This is a genomic window from Tardiphaga sp. vice304, assembly GCF_007018905.1.
In the GTDB taxonomy this organism is placed as follows: Bacteria; Pseudomonadota; Alphaproteobacteria; order Rhizobiales; family Xanthobacteraceae; genus Tardiphaga.
The window spans coordinates 4,986,568-5,004,399 of record NZ_CP041402.1; the positions used below are offsets into that span (position 1 = coordinate 4,986,568).

The 17,832-nt window shown below is 65.0% G+C and carries 12 protein-coding genes; 4 read left to right on the forward strand and 8 right to left on the reverse strand.

Features of this window, described 5'->3' with window-relative positions; translation table 11 throughout:
* Window positions 1-227: 227 nt before the first annotated feature.
* The gene (locus FNL56_RS23830; protein WP_143582412.1) at window positions 228-3,422 is read left to right on the forward strand and encodes a PAS domain-containing protein; all 3,195 of its coding nucleotides are present in this window, start codon (window positions 228-230) and stop codon (window positions 3,420-3,422) included.
* Between the two features lie 10 nt (window positions 3,423-3,432).
* Here FNL56_RS23830 and FNL56_RS23835 read toward each other — a convergent pair whose 3' ends face one another.
* Window positions 3,433-5,796, reverse strand: a complete 2,364-nt coding sequence (locus tag FNL56_RS23835) for a putative bifunctional diguanylate cyclase/phosphodiesterase (RefSeq protein ID WP_143582413.1) — start codon at window positions 5,794-5,796, stop codon at window positions 3,433-3,435.
* Entirely contained in the window at window positions 5,789-6,646 is an 858-nt protein-coding gene (locus tag FNL56_RS23840; protein WP_143575312.1) for a substrate-binding domain-containing protein, read from the reverse strand. The genes FNL56_RS23835 and FNL56_RS23840 overlap by 8 nt, the downstream gene beginning before the upstream one ends.
* A gap of 360 nt (window positions 6,647-7,006) precedes the next feature.
* Between FNL56_RS23840 and FNL56_RS23845 the strand changes: the two genes are divergently transcribed.
* Together FNL56_RS23845 and FNL56_RS23850 are read left to right on the forward strand one after the other, a co-directional pair.
* Window positions 7,007-8,023, forward strand: coding sequence for a Fe(3+) ABC transporter substrate-binding protein (locus FNL56_RS23845; protein ID WP_143575313.1), 1,017 nt, complete (start codon window positions 7,007-7,009; stop codon window positions 8,021-8,023).
* Between the two features lie 168 nt (window positions 8,024-8,191).
* Entirely contained in the window at window positions 8,192-9,832 is a 1,641-nt protein-coding gene (locus FNL56_RS23850) for an ABC transporter permease (protein ID WP_143575314.1), read from the forward strand.
* Window positions 9,833-9,835: 3 nt separating this feature from the next.
* Here the strand turns inward: FNL56_RS23850 and FNL56_RS23855 are convergent, their stop codons facing one another.
* From FNL56_RS23855 to FNL56_RS23865, 3 genes are all read right to left on the reverse strand, one after another.
* Window positions 9,836-10,897 (reverse strand): AI-2E family transporter, encoded by a 1,062-nt coding sequence (locus tag FNL56_RS23855; protein ID WP_143578335.1) that lies wholly within the window; start codon window positions 10,895-10,897, stop codon window positions 9,836-9,838.
* A 178-nt stretch (window positions 10,898-11,075) separates the two neighbouring features.
* Window positions 11,076-11,726, reverse strand: coding sequence for a 3-oxoacid CoA-transferase subunit B (locus FNL56_RS23860; RefSeq protein WP_143575316.1), 651 nt, complete (start codon window positions 11,724-11,726; stop codon window positions 11,076-11,078).
* Complete coding sequence (locus FNL56_RS23865) at window positions 11,726-12,466, reverse strand: CoA transferase subunit A (RefSeq protein WP_143575317.1); 741 nt, start codon at window positions 12,464-12,466, stop codon at window positions 11,726-11,728. The genes FNL56_RS23860 and FNL56_RS23865 overlap by 1 nt, the downstream gene beginning before the upstream one ends.
* A 273-nt stretch (window positions 12,467-12,739) precedes the next feature.
* On the opposite strand from FNL56_RS23865, the gene FNL56_RS23870 reads away from it, so the two are divergent.
* The gene (locus FNL56_RS23870; protein ID WP_143576345.1) at window positions 12,740-14,647 is read left to right on the forward strand and encodes an AsmA family protein; all 1,908 of its coding nucleotides are present in this window, start codon (window positions 12,740-12,742) and stop codon (window positions 14,645-14,647) included.
* 118 nt (window positions 14,648-14,765) lie between these two features.
* On the opposite strand, the gene FNL56_RS23875 is transcribed toward FNL56_RS23870, so the two are convergent.
* The 3 genes from FNL56_RS23875 to FNL56_RS23890 all read right to left on the reverse strand — a co-directional run bounded on the left by FNL56_RS23875 (window position 14,766) and on the right by FNL56_RS23890 (window position 17,789).
* Window positions 14,766-15,566: an ABC transporter permease gene (locus FNL56_RS23875; RefSeq protein ID WP_143582414.1), complete on the reverse strand. Its 801-nt coding sequence runs from the start codon at window positions 15,564-15,566 to the stop codon at window positions 14,766-14,768.
* Between the two features lie 148 nt (window positions 15,567-15,714).
* Window positions 15,715-16,626 carry an ABC transporter permease gene (locus FNL56_RS23885; protein WP_143575319.1) on the reverse strand — a complete coding sequence of 304 codons (912 nt, stop codon included), beginning with the start codon at window positions 16,624-16,626 and terminating at the stop codon, window positions 15,715-15,717.
* Window positions 16,623-17,789 (reverse strand): ABC transporter ATP-binding protein, encoded by a 1,167-nt coding sequence (locus FNL56_RS23890; protein WP_143575320.1) that lies wholly within the window; start codon window positions 17,787-17,789, stop codon window positions 16,623-16,625. Before FNL56_RS23890 ends, FNL56_RS23885 begins: the two co-directional genes overlap by 4 nt.
* Between the last annotated feature and the right edge of the window lie 43 nt (window positions 17,790-17,832).

Genomic DNA, 17,832 nt, shown 5'->3' on the forward strand with positions numbered 1-17,832 from the left:
CGCTCCATCGTGAACCATTGCATTGGTTTTGCAACTCCCCACACAATGGCCGGCCAGCCGTTCGGCAGCTCTTGCAAATTAACGTTGTTCCACATTCGACGATGCAAAAACGGCGCTGCCGTGGACCTGCGCGTCACCGCGCGCGATACTGAATTAAGTGTTAATGCTGAAACGATGAAGCCGCCGACTCGCCCCGCGGGTCTCCATTCGTAAGCCATGAAGTGCCGATGAACAGCGCGGAAATCCAGTTGCGAGGCGTCAGCGATGCCAGGCTGGCCTTGCACGCGACAAGCAACCAGCCGGCCTGGCTGTGGTCGCTCGACGGCACGCGAATCCTGTGGGCCAATCCGGTCGGCGCAAGGCTGTTCGATGCCGAACACGCCGCAGCCCTGTTCACCAGAAGCTTCGGCCCCGCCGATCCGCATCGCCGCCAGATCGCGCAACTCGGCGAGCGGCTGCCGGAAAACGGCGCGGTACGGCTGGAGCGGCTGCGCGGATTTGGCGCAGCGCTCGGCAGCCTGATGACCTGCGCCTGCGCACGGCTGGACTTCACCGATGGCGGCGCCGGCCTGCTGGTGGTGGCGGTGGAGCCGACGGGCCGCTTCATGCCGCTCCTGCAGCGGTTGCAAAATCTGGTCGAGGGCATCGACGCGCCGATTGCCGCGTTTGCGCGCGACGGGCAATTCATCGGCGCCTCCCCGGCAGCGCAGGCTTTGCTCGGTTTCCACGACCTCAATGGGGCTGACCTCGACAGCGCGCGCAACGATGCACTGCAGGTGGGACGCCACGAGACCCCGATCGGCTTCGGCCATATGGTGCTGCAACGCGTCGGCAGCGGCGCCGATGTCGGGCTGGTCGCGCTGATCGTGCCTCGCGTGGCGCAGGCTACGCCGATCGAACCGCCGGCCGAGATGCTGCAATCCACGCGCGTCGAAAGCCAAGCCCCGCCAACCGAACCGGCGGATGCCGAGGATGCGGTCGAGGCCGACGCCAGGCGGGCACCGCCCGAACTGACCGCGCACGAGACCGAAGTCGATCACGCCATCGAACGGGAAGCCGTCCTCGAAGATCGCGAAGTGGCACCCGAGCCCGAGCCGACGTCCGAACTGGAAGCCGCGATTGCCGAGACCGTCGCGCGGACCGGAGCGCCCTCGCAGGCCGCGGTATCGCCGCGGGCCGATTCCGAACCATCGCCCTTTGTCGAAGCCGTGGCCGACGAACCCGCGGCCGGGCCGGAGCTTGCAGCGTTGGCGCCGCGCAGCACGCCGCTGCGCTTCACCTGGCAGATCGATGCCGACGGCCGCTTTGCGCTGAATTCGGACGAATTCCTGCGTCTGATCGGCGCGCCGAGTGCGGCCGCTTCCGGTCCCTGGACCGAGATTGCCGCCGATCGCGGCCTCGATCCCGACGGGCGCATGGCCGCTGCGCTCACGACACGCGCGCCGTGGAGCGGCATCACGCTGCTGTGGCCGGTCGATGGCGGCGGCCGGTTGCCGGTCGAAATGGCCGGGTTGCCGTTGTTCGACCGCGATCACCATGTATACGGTTGGCGCGGCTTCGGCATCTGCCGCAATTTCGAAGCGATCGCTCAGCTGGTCGCCCCGCCCCGCCCCGTCCCGCCGGACGATCCACTGCCGCCATCGCTGTCTGCGGACATCGCCCAGGCCGGACCGGTTGGCGACAGCCTCGAAGACGAACCGAACGCGCTTACCCCCGAGACCGAATCCGACATGACAACGACCATCGAACCGGACCTTCACGCGGACCCTTTGCAGAACGTCGTGCTGTTCCAGCCGGGCGATCTCAAATCGCCGACACTGACGCCGGTCGAAAACAACGCCTTCCACGAATTGGCGCGGCAGTTGTCGGCGAGGCTTGAGGCCGAGGTGGGCATCGAAGGCGTACAGTCTTCCGATTCCTCGTTCGAAGCTGCGTCGACCGACGAAGGTGCAAGCCCTGACGTGGCGCCAGGCTCTGGCGTGGCGCGCGAACAGGCTCTGCTCGACCTGTTGCCGGTGCCGGTGCTGGTCACCCGGGAGGATCGGCTGATACACGCCAATCCGGCTTTCCTGTCCATGATGGGCTATCCCAGCCTGGACGCCCTCGAACAGGCCGGCGGGCTAGACGCGCATTATGCAGAGCCCGGCCTTGGCGGCTCTGCGGTGCCGACCGATGTCCGCATGTTCGCGGTCGAGTGGGACGGCGAACCCGCCGAAGGACTGATTTTTGGCACGGCGCCAGTCGTTGCTGCCGGGCAGCCGGCCGAGGTTGCAGCACCCGCGATAGCCGCCGAAGCGCCGGTCGCCGGCCAGGCCAATGCGGAAGAACTCGCCGCGATCCTCGACACCATGGCGGAAGGCGTCGTGATGTTCGACGCCGAAGGCAATATCCACGCCTGCAACCGCAGCGCCGAGGCGCTGTTCGGCTATGACGGCGCGCTGCTGACACAGCGCAATTTGATCGACCTGTTCGCCCAGGAGAGCCAGCGCGTGCTGCGCGAATATATCGAGGCCATCAAGCAGGACAATGTCGCCAGCCTGTTCGAGCAGGGCCGCGAGGCGCTTGGCCAGGTTCGCGCCGGGGGCCTAGTGCCGATGTCGGTGATGATCGGCCGCACCCGCTCGGACGCCGGCAACTTCTTCGCCGTGCTGCGCGATCTGACGCAGGCCAAGAAGACCGAAAGCGAACTGCTCGCCGCACGGCGCCAGGCGGACCACGCAGCGACCGCCAAGGCCGACGTGCTGGCGCGGATCAGCCACGAGGTCCGCACGCCGCTCAACGCCATCATCGGCTTCGCCGAAGTGATGATCGACGAGCGTTTCGGCGCGCTCGGCAACGAGCGATATCTGGATTACATGAAAGACGTGCGCGCCTCTGGCGAGCGTGTGCTGACGATCGTCAACGACCTGCTCGACCTGTCACGGATCGAGACCGGCAAGCTGGATCTGTCTTTCGCCGCGCAAAACCTCAACGAGATGGTGGAGCAATGCGTCTCGGTGATGCAGCCGCAAGCCAATCGCGGTCGCATCATCATCCGTACCTCGCTGTCGCATCTCGCGCCGGTGGTCACCGCCGATGCCCGCGCGCTGCGCCAGATAACGCTGAACCTGATCGGCAACTCGATCCATCTCGCCAATGCCGGTGGGCAGGTGATCGTCTCCACCGCGCTGTCGGACGAGGGCGACGTGGTGCTGCGCGTCCGCGACACCGGCCACGGCCTCAATGACAGCGAGCTCGCCGCGGCCATGGAGCCGTTCAGCCACCAGGCCCCGAACGACCAGGCGCCGGACAGCGCGGCCGTCAGTCTGTCGCTGACCAAGGCGCTGGTCGAAGCCAACCGCGCCCTCTTCCAGATCAAGACCGCGCCAAGCTCCGGCACGCTGATCGAAGTGGTATTCGCCGACGCCAGGGTGAAGGCATAGCACGCGCGGTTCAGGCCACCGCTGCCTGAACTGTCATCAGGCCCGCGTCCGCGTCGTGATCCTTGCTCCGCGCGAAGGCGATCGCCTCGCTCCCGATCATTGGCCGGGCATAGACGTAGCCCTGGACCATGTCGCAGCGGAAGCTGCGAAGGATCTCCACTTCGGCGACTTTCTCCGCGCCTTCGGCCACGATGGTCATGCCCAGACCGCGCCCGAGCGCAACGATGCCTTCGAGCAGTTTGCGGGCCCTGGCGGATTCAGCGATGCCGTCGATGAAGATGCGGTCGATCTTCAGCTTGTCGAACGGCAACTGGGTCAGATAGCCGAGCGACGAATAGTCGGTCCCGAAATCATCGAGCGCCAGCGTGACGCCCAGTTTCTTGAGCTCGGTGAGCACCTTGCGGACCCGTCCCACGGCATGGTCGGCCATCAGGCTTTCCGTCAGTTCGAGGCACAGCAGATGCGGCGGCAGCCTGGTCTCGTTAAGCACGCGTACGACATCGCCGATGAAGTCCGAATGCCATATCTGGGCGGCGTACACGTTAACCGCGACCTCTCGCGGCGGCTCACCGGCATCGATCCAGCGCTTGGCCTGGTTGGTGGCCGCGCGTAACACCCACAGACCGAGATCGCAGATCAGCTGCGAACTCTCAGCGATCGGGATGAACTCCGCCGGAGGGACGTTGCCGCGCACCGGATGGTTCCAGCGCAGCAGCGCCTCAAAGCCAACCACCCGGCCAGACGAAAGATCCGCCTGCGGTTGGTAGTGCACCGCAAGTCCGCAGTTCTGCTGAACGGCGCCGCGCAGGTCGCGCGCGAGCGCAATCTTGTGCTGGACGATTTCGCTCATGTCGGGATTGAAGAACTTGGCGCGTCCGCGACCTTCCTCTTTCGCCTGGTAAAGCGCGAGATCGGCATGGCGCAACAGATCGCCGACATTGTTGCCGTCATGCGGGAACAGCGCGATCCCGATGCTGGCGCCAACCAGCACTTCACCGGAGCTCAGCGAGATCGGGTCGGCGATCGCCGAGATTACCTGTGCAGCCAGCGTCTCGACCTCTGCGAGGGCAGTATAGCTTCGCACGATGATCGCGAACTCGTCTCCGCCGAGACGACTGAGAACGTGACGGCTACCGAGCTGGCGCGAGAGCAGATGCGCGACGCGAACCAGCAGTTCGTCTCCTGCCGCGTGCCCCAGCGAGTCGTTGACCTCCTTGAAACGGTCGAGGTCCAGCAATAGCAGCGCACCGCTTTTACCAACCAGCTGCCGCACCAGCAGACTATTGAGTTCGCGGTGGAACAGCGCGCGGTTGGCCAGCGCCGTCAGCGGATCATGATAGGCCAACTGTTCGAGCTGCTCCTCGGCGCGCTTTCGTTCCGAGATGTCCTGAATGGTGCCGTGAAAGCCGATGATATGCCCGTCGGCATCGCTCGTCGCCTTGTTGGTTACGACCAGATCGCCGATCGAATTATCGCCCCGCCGATACTTGATATCGACGCTCTTGATCGCTCCGGTGCGCGCCACCTCGGCCTGGGCTTCGAGCACGCGCTGCGCGCCGTCGTCGATGTAGCCGCCCACGACCGCAGCGTGGCTGGTACGGAAGCTCACCGGATCATATTCCAGAAGCGAATACAGCTCCGGCGACCACCAGATGTCGTCGTCGCCCAGTCGATAGCTCCAGTCGCCGATTTTCCCCATCCGCTGGGCCTCGACGAGCTGGCCGGAACGTTGCGTGAGGGTGGCTTCCGCCCGCCGCAGTTCAACTTCGCGCGCCTCGAGCGATTGGTTCTGGTCGAGCAGATCGGCATTCTTTCGCGATATGACCGCATTGGCCGCACTGAGCTCCCGCAGGGCCCGGTCGAGCGCGCGCAGCGGCAGCACCCGAACTGCGAAGTAGCTGCCAAGGCTGAGCAGAATCGACAGCAGCGAGACAATACCCAGGCGACGCAGCAGCGGATCGAGCGGGACGGAGAACTGAAACGATCCAACCGTTGCCCCAGCGACGACCACCGGCGCGACGCGGCTCAGTTCGAAGCGAGACGCCTGCGTGCCGCCGGAAAATATCTGATTGCCGTCCTGGTCGAAGATCCACTCGCGTGCGCCCTCCATCGACGCCTCCGGCAACTCGACGACTTCGGCAAGGCGCACCGTCTGGTACTGCCACATCACCGCGTTTTCGTAGATGAACCTCGACAGGCGATGGGCACCGAGCTGGACGCGGAACGCAGCGCGCGAGCTTTCGAAACCGTAGCCGACCACGGCATAGCCTGCAGGCACGCCCACGCCGATCAGACAGGCAATCGAGAGCGCCACCGCGTTCACGGTGCGGCGTAACGAGCGCCCTTGGCGCTCGATATGGTCATGATCACTCATGCGCAACCGTCAGATTTCCGGTCTGCCACAGCAGCCGTTCACCGGCGGGCGAGCGAAGGAATTCGACAAAGCGATCGACGGTCGGGTTTTGTCGCGCCGATCGTATCAGATAGAATTTCTTGCCGTAGGGATAGCTGCCCCGCGCCAGATCTTCCAGCGATGGCGCCACCCCGTCGATGGCGACAAATCGCAGGCGCGGCTTTTCCATCAGAACCTGCGTCAGGCTGGCGGCGACCAGTGAACCATCGATCCGTTCAGCCATCCGGAAGTTGTCCTGATCGGTCGCCGCGACGGGGATGTCACGATGTTCCCGCATGGTGGCGATCGCCGCAACCATGCCCGGGAATGTCGCACCAAGTAGCGTGGAATCGCTTTCGCTGCGCGGACGCAGAATAACGCGCACCGGCGATTCATCCGGCCAGGTCGAAGCTGCGCTGGCGTAGAACCCCGCTATATCAGCGCTCTTGATATCTCCCGGAGCGGAATTCGAACTGACCAGACCGAATGGAGACGTCGCAAAATGCATGGCCCGCAGCGACGCCGCAGCTTCCTCGGGCTTCAGTTCGCGCGACGAGGCGGCAAGATCGAGCGCCCCATCCCGGACGGCGGCGATCCCCCCTGAACTTCCGAGACTCGGCACGATGTCCAGCCGAACGCCCGGGGTCGCCGCAGAGAACGCCTCGCCAAGGGTCTTCATCATTCCTGCCGCTGCGCCGGTACCACCGACGCGCAGCGTCTGAGCATTGGCCCCGCCCGGCAGCACAAGACCGAGGACAACGCCGAGTATCACAAGCGCGGATCGGCGAAGGCCTGTTCGCGGATGCAATTGTAGCTTCACCATGGACATCATCTGAGCTGCCGTTCCGTGCCAGAATTGCAGCTAAGGCTAGCGTCTTACCCTTAACTTAATACGAACCGCAACCGGTGAAGCGGTCCACCCTCCATTTACCCTGCTACCTAATTGCACAGGATCGCATATCCAGACACCGAAGTTGCGATGTGTGCCCGCCCAGGGCCCGTTCTGTCATCCGGGAATCTACAACGTTGCGTGTGACCACGCGCAACGGAATGCCGTGGCGCACGACCGCACAGCTCGCAGCAGCGGAAATCTGGAATCTCTCTAGAACGGTAGAATCGCGACATTGCGTCGCGCGTCTGTGGCCACCTACTGCGCTACTCCATCCACATTGCCCGCTGTCCGGAGTTGTTCATGATCGCGCGTCCCGTTGTTACCGCCGTTTTTGCCCTCGCCTGTTTCGGCGCCTCCACCGCGCACGCCGCCGAGGGGGTCAACGTCTACACCTACCGCGAAACCAAACTGGTGCAGCCGCTGTTCGAGGCGTTCAGCAAGGACACCGGCATCAAGGTCAACGTGATCTCCGCCTCGTCCGGCCTCGAGCAACGCATGAAGGCCGAGGGCGCCAACAGCCCGGCCGACGTGTTGCTGACCGTCGATATCGGCCGCATCGACGAGGCCGTGCAGGCCGGCGTGACGCAGCCTATCAAGTCGGACGTGATCGACAAGAACGTGCCTGCGCAATATCGCGATCCCGACGGCCACTGGGCCGGCATCTCGATGCGCGCCCGCGTGATCTATGCCGCGAGGGACCGCGTCAAGCAGGACACCATTACTTACGAAGAACTGGCGGACCCGAAGTGGAAGGGCCGGATCTGCATCCGCTCCGGCCAGCATATCTACAACAACGGGCTGTTTGCCGCCTATGTCGCTCACCACGGCGAGGCGAAGGCCGAAGCGTGGCTGCACGGCGTCAAGGCCAACCTCGCCCAAAAACCGTCGGGCGGCGACCGCGAGACGGCGCGCGACGTCGCGGCCGGCAAGTGCGACCTCGGCATCGGCAATACCTATTACTGGGCGCTGATGATGAACGCCGATCCTGACAAGAAGCCGTGGGCGGAAGCCACCCGCGTTATCCTGCCGACCTTCGAAGGCGGCGGCACCCATGTAAACCTGTCCGGCGTGCTGCTGGCCAAGCACGCGCCGAACAAGGCCAATGCGCTGAAGCTGATCGAGTGGCTGGCCGGCGAGCAGGCCCAGCAGATCTATGCCGACGCCAATTACGAATATCCGGTGCGCGCGGGCGTCGCGATCAACCCGACCATTGCCGGCTACGGCAAGCTCGATCCGGATCCGATGCCGATGGCGAAGATCGCCGCCAACCGCAAGGCCGCTGCGACGCTGGTCGACAAGGTCGGGTTCGATAATTGAGGATGGCGCACAGCTCGGCACTTCTTCTTCCTTCTCCCCTTGTGGGAGAAGGTGGCGCGGACGAAGTCCGCGTCGGATGAGGGGGTGCCGCAGAACACAACCCCTCACCCGTCCGTGCTACGCGCGGCCACCCTCTCCCACAAGGGGAGCGGGTAAGAAAGCGCGAGCGTGAAATCACGTCACATCCAGTTCACAGCCACCACCATCGCCGCGCTGACCGCGCTGGCCGTGGCGGCGCCGGTGGTCAGCATCCTGCTGCTGGCGCTGCAGCCCGTGCCGGAGCTGTGGCCGCATCTGGTCGCCTATGTGCTGCCGCAGGCGTTGGGCGATACGGCGTTGCTGCTGCTCGGTGTCGGCATCGTGACGCTTGGCATCGGCGCCGGCTCGGCCTGGCTGATCTCGACGCATAACTTCGCCGGACGCCGCCTGCTGATCTGGCTGATGCCGATGCCGCTGGCGATCCCGACCTATCTGGCGGCTTATGTCTATGTCGACCTGTTCGAGCCGCTCGGCCTCGTGCATCAGGCGCTCGCCACCGCCATGCCGACAGCCGACGCCATCCGCTGGCTGCCGAACCTGCGCTCGTTGCCGGGCGCGATCTTCGTCATCGGCCTCGTGCTGTATCCCTATGTCTACCTCTCCGCGCGCGCCATGTTTCAGCATCGCAGCGCCGACTTCGCCGAAGCGGCCAAAGTACTGGGCGCCGGCCGCTGGACCACCTTCCGCCGGGTGTCGCTGCCGATGGCGCGACCGGCGCTGGCGGTGGGCGTGGCCCTGGTGTCGCTGGAAACGCTGAACGATATCGGCGCCAGCGAATATCTCGGCGTACGCACGCTGACGGTGTCGGTTTTTACCACCTGGCTGAACCGCGGCAGCCTGCCCGGTGCGGCGCAGCTTTCGCTGTTGATGCTGGCGATCGTCGCGTTGCTGATCGCGGTCGAGCGCATCGGCCGCAACCAAGTCAGCGTCGAGTTTTCAGCGGAAAATCCGCGGCTGGCGCCCCGCAAGCCGCTTCATGGCATCAGGGCCGCGCTGGCGTTCGCGGCCTGTATGACACCGGCACTGCTCGGCTTTGCGGTGCCTCTGCTGTATTTGTTGCGCGAGACCCTTCGCCGCGAATTGTGGTCGGGCGCGGGCTCCGTGTGGCGCGACGCCGGCCACAGCATCGTGCTCGCCGGCACCGCCACGGCCATCGCGCTGCTGCTCGGCCTGACCGTGATCGTCGCCCGGCGCTGGCGGGCCTCCGGACTGGCCGATCTGTCGCTGGCGGTGGCGCAGGCCGGCTATGCGGTGCCCGGTCTGGTGCTCGCGCTCGGCCTGCTGACGCCGCTGCTCGCGATCGATGGCGCGTTCAACGCGGTGGCCGCGTGGCTCGGCATGGTGCCCCCCGGATTGATCATGATCGGCTCCGGCGCGGCGGTGGTGACCGCCTATGTGATCCGCTTTCTGGCGGTGCCGACCGGTTTCATAAAGGCCGGGTTTGAACGGATTCCCGTCGACTACGACGACAGCGCACGATCGGCCGGCGCGCCTGATCTCACCACGTTGCGCCGGATTCATCTGCCGCTGCTGCGACCGGCGCTGCTCGGCGCCGTGATCGTAGTGTTTGTCGATGGGCTGAAGGAGTTGCCGGCGACGCTGCTGTTGCGCCCGCTCAATGTCGAGACGCTGGCGACCTCGATCTATCAATACGCCAGCCGCGGCAGTTTCGAGGAAGGCGCGCTGGCGGCACTCTTGATCGTAGCGGCCAGCATTCCGCCGGTGATGTGGCTGACGCGCTTTGCCGACGTCCCGCAGGGGCCGGCGTAGCGTTTACGGACCCATGTTTTCCTGCTTGCGCTGATGCGAGAAAATCTGCCACGCCGCAATGAACATCGCCGCGATCACCGGGCCGACGACGAAGCCGTTCAGCCCGAAGGCCTCGATGCCGCCAAGCGTCGAGATCAGCACGATATAATCCGGCAGTTTAGTATCCTTGCCGACCAGTATCGGGCGCATGATGTTGTCGACCAGGCCGATCACCAGGACACCATAGGCAATCAGGATCGCGCCCTGCCAGAACGAGCCGGTAGCCAGCAAATAGACGGCGACCGGTATCCAGACCAGACCGGCACCGACCGCGGGCAGCAGCGACAGGAACGCCATCAGCACCGCCCACAGCAGCGCCGCGTTGATGCCGAGAATCCAGAAGATGATGCCGCCCAGCGCGCCCTGCGCCAGGGCCACCAGCAGGTTGCCCTTCACCGTGGCGCGGATCACGATCGTGAACTTTTCCAGCAACTCGTCACGAAGCCCGGGCTGCAGCGGGATCGCCTCCTTGACGCCGCGTGCCAGCCTGTCGCCGTCCCGGAACAGGAAGAACAGCAGATACAGCATGATCGCCAGGCTGACCATGAAGGAGAAGGTGCTCTGGCCGATGTCGAGCGCCTGCGAGGCGATGGTCTGCCCGCCCTTGATCAGGCCGGACGTCACCTTCTCCTGCATTTCGCCGAGGCTTGCCACGCCGAACCGGTCGAGCAGGCCGGTGGCCCAGCCCGGCAATGCATCGAGAACCTGCTGCAACAGCTTGCCGAAATTCAGCTCCCCGGATTGCATCCGGCCGACCACGGCCGCGCCCTGCTGGGTCAACGCCGCTGCGATCAAGGTCAGCGGCAGGATCACGATCAGGACGATTCCCAGCAACATGATCACCGACGCTGCCGTGGGTCGTTCGGGCATCATGCGCAACAGCCGCCGGTATAAAGGCGCGAACATGATCGCGATCACGACGCCCCACAGGATGGCGCCGTAGAACGACGTCAGTATCCAGGCGAACGCCAGCGAAACCGCGACGATCAGGATCAGGAAGGCCTTGTCTTCAAGACGGTCGCGCATGGGAAGGCGTTCTTTCCTCCTTCCCTCTCCCCTTGTGGGAGAGGGTGGATCGAACCGCGTAGCGGTTCGAGACGGGTGAGGGGTACCACAAGCTCCGAGCCAAACATTCCCCCTCATCCGGCCGCGCTTCGCGCGGCCACCTTCTCCCACAAGGGGAGAAGGAAGAAGAAGGACGCCCTTACGTATTTGTCAGCGCGACGCGATACTCGGCTTCGGTGTTGGCCTTGACCTGATCCAGCGTCACGCCATCGGCGAGCTCGATCAGCGCCATCCCTTCATTACCGTGCTTGTCGATGGTGAACACCGCGAGATCCGTGACCACCATGTCGACGACATGGGTGCCGGTCAGCGGCAGGTTGCAGCTCTTCAGCAGTTTCGGGCCGTCCTTGGCGGAATGCTCCATCACCACCACGACGCGCTTGACGCCGGCGACGAGGTCCATCGCGCCGCCCATGCCCTTGACCATCTTGCCGGGGATCATCCAGTTGGCGAGATCGCCGTTCTGCGCCACCTGCATCGCGCCGAGGATGGACAGATCGATGTGACCGCCGCGCACCATGCCGAACGAATCGGCGGACGAGAAATAGCTGGTGCTCGGCAGTTCGGTCACGGTCTGCTTGCCGGCGTTGATCAGGTCGGGGTCTTCTTCGCCCTCATAGGGGAACGGGCCCATGCCGAGCATGCCGTTCTCGCTTTGCAGCTGCACATCGACGCCCTCGGGAATGTAGTTCGACACCAGGGTCGGGATGCCGATGCCGAGGTTGACGTAGAATCCGTCCTTCAATTCCTTGGCTGCGCGGGCAGCCATTTGATCGCGGGTCCAGGCCATCAGATTTCAACTCCGGTTGCTGCTTCGGGGGTCGCTTCGCCCGGGCGCTTGCGCGAGGTCACTTTCTCGATCCGCTTGTTGGCGGTGCCGACCTCGATGATGCGCTTGACGAAAATGCCGGGGGTGTGGATGTGGTCGGGATCGATCTCGCCGGCCGGGACGAGGTGCTCGACCTCGGCAATGGTGAATTTGGCGGCGGTCGCCATCATCGGGTTAAAATTGCGCGCGGTCTTGCGGTAGACGAGGTTGCCGGCGGTGTCGCCCTTCCAGGCATGGACGATCGCGAGGTCGGCGAACAGGCCCTTTTCCAGCATGTAGGTCTCGCCGTCGAAATCCATCGTCGGCTTGCCCTCCGAGATCAGCGTGCCGACGCCGGTCTTGGTGTAGAATCCGGGAATGCCGGCGCCGCCGGCGCGGATGCGCTCAGCCAGCGTGCCCTGCGGGGAGAATTCGAGTTCCAGTTCACCGGCGAGGTACTGCTGGGCGAACAGCTTGTTCTCGCCGACATAGGACGAGATCATCTTCTTGATCTGGCGGGTTTCCAAAAGCCGCGACAGGCCGATGCCGTCAACGCCGGCATTGTTGGAGACCACGGTGAGATCCTTGACGCCGGATTCGCGCAGCGCGTCGGAAAGCGCCTCGGCGATGCCGCACAGGCCGAAGCCGCCCGACATGACCATCATGCCGTCCTTGAGTATTCCTTCGAGAGCCGACTTGGCGTCGGGATAGACCTTGTTCATGGGGGATTCGACCTGATGGAGGAAAGCGCTGAATGGCGTGAGCCGATCCTATTGTGCGGATTATTTGGCGGAATTGTCGCGGCAGGTCAATCTGACCCCGATTCCGGCACAAGCTGCGACCCCATCCCCCCACCTCCGGCCTTGAAAGCGTCAAGAAAACCGAGCAAATTGCGCGCCTTGGCGGAGCTGGGCATCGGACGCGCCCGTGCCTGCGATGGTCCAACCAACCCGGATAGTTCATTGACGATTGCCCAAGGAATACGACGCTTGGGGATGCCGGTTGTGGCGCTCCTCGGCATTGCGCTGGTCGGGCTGTTCGCGATGTCCTGGCTGCTCAACCGCGACGCCCTGCGCAGCGCGGTGGAAACGCAGATCCGCGCCGTCACCGGGCTCGACCTCGTCGTCCACGGCCCCGTCGATGTCTCGGTATTCCCCGGCAGCTATGTCTCGTTCCACGATGTCGGCCTGAAGGGCGGCGGCTCGATCGACCCCGCTTTGTCGGTTGACGTACTGACGGCCAATCTGCGCCTGCTGCCGCTGTTGACGCAGCGCTTCGAGATTTCCGACCTGATGATGCTGCGGCCGCGCATCAACGTGGTCCGCGACGCCGCCGGCAACAGCAACTGGACGCCGTTCATCGAAACCATCGCGCGCACCATGAAGCCCGGTGCCGACCATCCGCTGTCGTTCTCGGAAATCCGCATTCAGGACGGCGAGCTGAGCTATCAGGACCCCGTCAACAACGAGCGGATCGGCGACATCGACCTGTCGCTGGCCTGGCCCTCGATCTCGCGCTCGTTCGCCGCCACCGGCCAGTTCGACTGGCGGGGCGAGCGGATCGACGGCAGCATCAGCGTCAGCGATTTCATCGCCGCTTTGTCCGGCGACCGCTCCGGGCTGAAGGCGAGGATGGTCAGCGCCCCGATCAAGCTGGCCTTCGACGGATCGGTGGCCAACCGCGCCAGCCTGATCATGGAAGGCACCGTCACGGCCGACAGCCCGTCACTGCGCAACGCGCTGCGCTGGGTCGGCCAGGCGCCGCCCGGCGCCGGCGGTTTCGGCCGCTTCGCGCTGAAGGCCCGCGCCAGCCTGGTGGGACCGGCGATCGCGCTGACCAACGTCAATGTCGAACTCGACGGCAATGTCGCCGAAGGCGTCATGACCTATAGCAACAATGGCCGCCAGACCCTGCAGGCGACGCTCGCCGCCGGCGCGCTCGACTTCACGCCCTACATCTCGACGGTGCGGTTGCTGGCCTCCGGTGCCCGCGACTGGAACCGGCAATTGTTCGATCTGAATGCACTATCGACAACCGATCTCGACATGCGGCTGTCGGCCGCCAAGGTCACGGTCGGCTCCTCGGTACTCGGACGCACTGCGCTCGGCGCCAATCTGCGCGGCGGCACCCTGGCGCTGTCGGTCGGCGAGGCGCAGATCTATGGCGGCATCGTCCGCGGCTCGTTCGGCATCGCGCATTCCGATGCGGTGGCCGACGTGAAGGCCCAGTTCCAGTTCAGCGACGTCGACCTGCAGGCCACGGCCTCCGATCTGTTCGGCACCAACAAGCTGTCCGGCCGCGGCAACCTGTCAATGGCGCTGGAAGCCTCCGGCTCGTCGCCGTTCGGCCTGGCGCAATCGCTCGACGGCACCGCGACGCTGACCGGCCATGACGGCGCCATCAGCGGCTTCAATGTCGAGCAATTGTTGAAGCGGCTGGAGCGCCGGCCGCTGTCCGGCGCCGGCAATTTCCGCTCCGGCTCGACGCCGTTCACGACGCTCAACATGAGCGTCAGGTTCAACGACGGCACGGCCACCGCGCAGGACATCCGCATCGAGGGGCCGGCGGCACGGCTGAGCCTGACCGGCACGGCGTCGGTGCCCTCCAGAGAATACGACCTGAAAGGCGTCGCCAGCCTGGTCTCGGTCGCCAACGCCCCCGGCGGCTTTGACCTGCCCTTCGTGATCCAGGGCCCGTGGGACGACCCATTGATCTTCCCCGACCCGGAAAGCCTGATCCGCCGCTCGCCGGGTGCCGCGCCTTTGCTCGACGCCGTGAAGGACCGCAAGACCCGCGACGCCGTGCGCTCGGTGCTGGAACGGTTTACCGGCGGCGCGAAGAAAGAGCCGGAAGCGGCTGTTGAAAAGCCGGCGGAGGCACCGGCGGCAGCGAAAGCGGAATAACATCAGCCGTCATTGCGAGGAGCCCTTGCGACGAAGCAATCCAGTCTTCGCTTGCGGCTTCCTGGATTGCCGCGTCGCTGCGCTCCTCGCAACGACGTGGAGGGTTTCCTCGATCAGCCTATAGCGGCGCGGCGCTCTCGCCGCGGGCGCCGGACAGCTTCGACAGCAACGAGGCGCTCGCAATAATCAACGCGATGAAGCCGATGATCAGCGTGCATATCGCATTGATCTCCGGTTTCACGCCGAGACGTACTTCCGAATAGATCCGGATCGGTAACGTCGCGGAGCCCGGCCCGGTGGTGAAGCTGGCGATGACGAGATCGTCGAGCGACAGCGTGAAAGCCAGCATCCAGCCCGCCGCCATCGCCGGCCAGATCAGCGGCAGCGTCACGGCGACAAAGGCGCGCGCGGGATCACGGCCGAGGTCCATCGCGGCCTCTTCCAGGCTGCGGTCGAGACCGGCAAGACGCGATTGCACGACCACGGCGACGAAGCACATCGTCAGCGTGGTGTGGGCGATCGTCACCGTCCAGAAGCCGCGCTCGGCACCCAGCGCCACGAACAGCAGCAGCAGCGACAGGCCGGTGATGACTTCCGGCATCACCAGCGGGGCGTACAGCATACCGGACATCAGCGTGCGGCCGCGAAAGCGCTCGCCGCGGGTCAGCGCAATTGCAGCCAGCGTGCCGAGCAGCGTCGCCAGCGTCGCCGAGGCGACGGCGACACGCGCGCTCATCCAGGCGGCTTCAAGCATCGCACGGTCATTGAAGAGTTCGCTGTACCAGCGCGTCGACCAGCCGCCCCACACCGTCACCAGCCGCGAGGCGTTGAAGGAATAGATCACCAGAATGACGATCGGTAGATAGAGAAACGCGGCGCCGAGCGCGAGAGCGGTGATATTGAAGCGAGAGAGCTTCATGGACTCCCCTCCCCGTTGCGGGGAGGGGCCGGGGGTGGGGGTGCCACAAACTCCGAGCTCGCGGCTACCCCCCTCCCCGACCCTCCCCCGCAAGGGGGGAGGGAGCCTCCAGCGCTCGTGGCAAACTCAAACATCACCACTGGCAACATCATTTCGCCCCCAACTGCCGGCGCTGCAGCTGATCGTAAATTCCAAGCGGAACCAGCAGCAGCGCCAGCAGCACGATGGCAATCGCCGAGGCCGCCGGCCAGTCCTTGTTGGTGAAGAACTCCAGCCACAGCGTCTGCCCGATCATCAGCGAATCCGAGCCGGCCAGCAGATCCGGGATCACGAACTCGCCTGTAATCGGGATGAAACACAGCAGCACGCCGGCGCCGATGCCGGGCATCGACAGCGGAAACGTCACGCGCCAGAAGGCGTCGATGCGCGACGCGCCGAGGTCGGCGGCGGCTTCCAGCAACGCGCCGTCCTGTTTGGCCAAGGTGGCATACAGCGGCAGGATCATGAACGGCAGATAGGAATAGACGATGCCGAGCATCATCGCGCTGTCGGTCGACAGCCAGACCACCGGCGCGGAGACGATGTGCAGCGCCAGCAGGGCCTGGTTGAGCAGGCCGTCGTGCTGCAGGATATTGATCCAGGCATAGATGCGGATCAGGAACGAGGTCCAGAACGGCACGATCACCAGCATCATCGCGACGCCCTGCCAGCGCGACGGCAGCCGCGCCATCGCATAGGCCATGGGATAGCCGATCAGCAGCAGCAACGTCGTTGCGCACAGCGCCACGCCGAGGCTGCGCAGGTAAGAATTGATATAGAGCGTGTCGGAGAGCAACAGCCGGAAATTATCCAGCGACAGCGCGGCAAATGACGCCCTCCACCCTTTGATGCCGTCGATCACACCGAACACCGGCAGATAGGGCGGCTGTGCGATCGCCGTCTGCGACAGGCTGATCTTGAGCACGAAGCCGAACGGCACGAGGAACAACAGCACCATCCAGAGATAGGGCGCGATCGCCGCGCGGCGCGCGGGCGCGGTGAAGATGCGGCGCGCGTTCATCGTTGCAGGACCACGCAATCGTCCGGCGCGAACCACGCCACGACGCGCTGGCCGATGCTGTAGGCATCGACATCGAGCCGCGCGGTGTTGGCCAGCGCCGCGCGCAATGTCGCGCCATGGTCGAGCCTGAGTTTGTAAACAGAGAGGCCGCCGAGATAGCCGACCTCGCTGACCACGCCTTCGACACTGTTCATGGCGCCGGACATGCCGCGTTCGCCGGCCGGGCCCTTACGCGACAGCCGGATTTTTTCCGGCCGGATCGCGAGGCAGACGGACGGGCCGTCCAGCTTCTGTCGCGGCTCGGTGGCGAGCAGCGTCCCGGCCTGCGCCGTGGCCACCGTCAGGCGATGGCCGTCGTGCAGCGTCACATCGCCCTCGATCAAGTTGATATCGCCGACGAAGCCCGCGACCCAGCGCGATTCCGGCGCCTCGTAGAGCTGCCGCGGCGTGGCCACCTGCTCGAGCCGGCCGTCGTTCATCACGCCGATCCGGTCGGCCATCGTCATCGCCTCGTTCTGGTCGTGGGTGACGATGACGAAGGTGGTGCCGAGCCTGCGCTGCAGCGCGATCAGTTCGGACTGGGTTTCCTCGCGCAGCTTCTTATCGAGCGCGGCGAGTGGCTCGTCGAGCAGCAGGAGCTGCGGTCGCCGCGCCAGCGCGCGCGCCAATGCCACGCGCTGCTTCTGCCCGCCCGACAATTGATGCGGCTTTCGCGATTCCAGCCCTTTCAGCTTTACCAGATCGAGCATCTCGCCGACGCGGCCATCGATGCCCGCTCGCGTCAGACCGGCGTTCTTGAGGCCGAAGCTGATATTGTCGCGCACGTTGAGATGCGGAAACAGCGCATAGCTCTGAAACATCATGTTGACAGGCCGCTGGTGCGGCAGCACGGCGGCAATGTCTGCGCCGTCCAGCAGGATGCGGCCGGCATCCGGCGTCTCGAACCCCGCCAGCATCCGCAACAGCGTGGTCTTGCCGCATCCCGAAGGACCCAGCAGCGCAAAGAATTCCCCGGCATGAATATCGAGCGAGAGGCCATCCACCGCGGTCGAGCGACCGAAGGTCTTTCGCACGGCCTCGATCCGCAGCAACGGCGTGGGATAGGCGACGACCGGCGCCGGGGCGGCGGCCGTTTCGTCAAAGGTGATGTCAGATGTCGTCATCGCCGCAAGCTAGCGGCGGATCGCCGCGGGCTCAACCGTTGGC

Coding starts and splice junctions, on each gene's coding strand:
- FNL56_RS23845 (WP_143575313.1), top strand. CDS start 7,007: ATGATCGCGCGTCCCGTTGTTACCGCCGTTTTTGCCCTCGCCTGTTTC.
- FNL56_RS23865 (WP_143575317.1), bottom strand. CDS start 12,466: ATGAACAAGGTCTATCCCGACGCCAAGTCGGCTCTCGAAGGAATACTC.
- FNL56_RS23855 (WP_143578335.1), bottom strand. CDS start 10,897: ATGCGCGACCGTCTTGAAGACAAGGCCTTCCTGATCCTGATCGTCGCG.
- FNL56_RS23890 (WP_143575320.1), bottom strand. CDS start 17,789: ATGACGACATCTGACATCACCTTTGACGAAACGGCCGCCGCCCCGGCG.
- FNL56_RS23830 (WP_143582412.1), top strand. CDS start 228: ATGAACAGCGCGGAAATCCAGTTGCGAGGCGTCAGCGATGCCAGGCTG.
- FNL56_RS23860 (WP_143575316.1), bottom strand. CDS start 11,726: ATGGCCTGGACCCGCGATCAAATGGCTGCCCGCGCAGCCAAGGAATTG.
- FNL56_RS23870 (WP_143576345.1), top strand. CDS start 12,740: ATGCCGGTTGTGGCGCTCCTCGGCATTGCGCTGGTCGGGCTGTTCGCG.
- FNL56_RS23885 (WP_143575319.1), bottom strand. CDS start 16,626: ATGAACGCGCGCCGCATCTTCACCGCGCCCGCGCGCCGCGCGGCGATC.
- FNL56_RS23835 (WP_143582413.1), bottom strand. CDS start 5,796: ATGAGTGATCATGACCATATCGAGCGCCAAGGGCGCTCGTTACGCCGC.
- FNL56_RS23875 (WP_143582414.1), bottom strand. CDS start 15,566: ATGAAGCTCTCTCGCTTCAATATCACCGCTCTCGCGCTCGGCGCCGCG.
- FNL56_RS23840 (WP_143575312.1), bottom strand. CDS start 6,646: ATGATGTCCATGGTGAAGCTACAATTGCATCCGCGAACAGGCCTTCGC.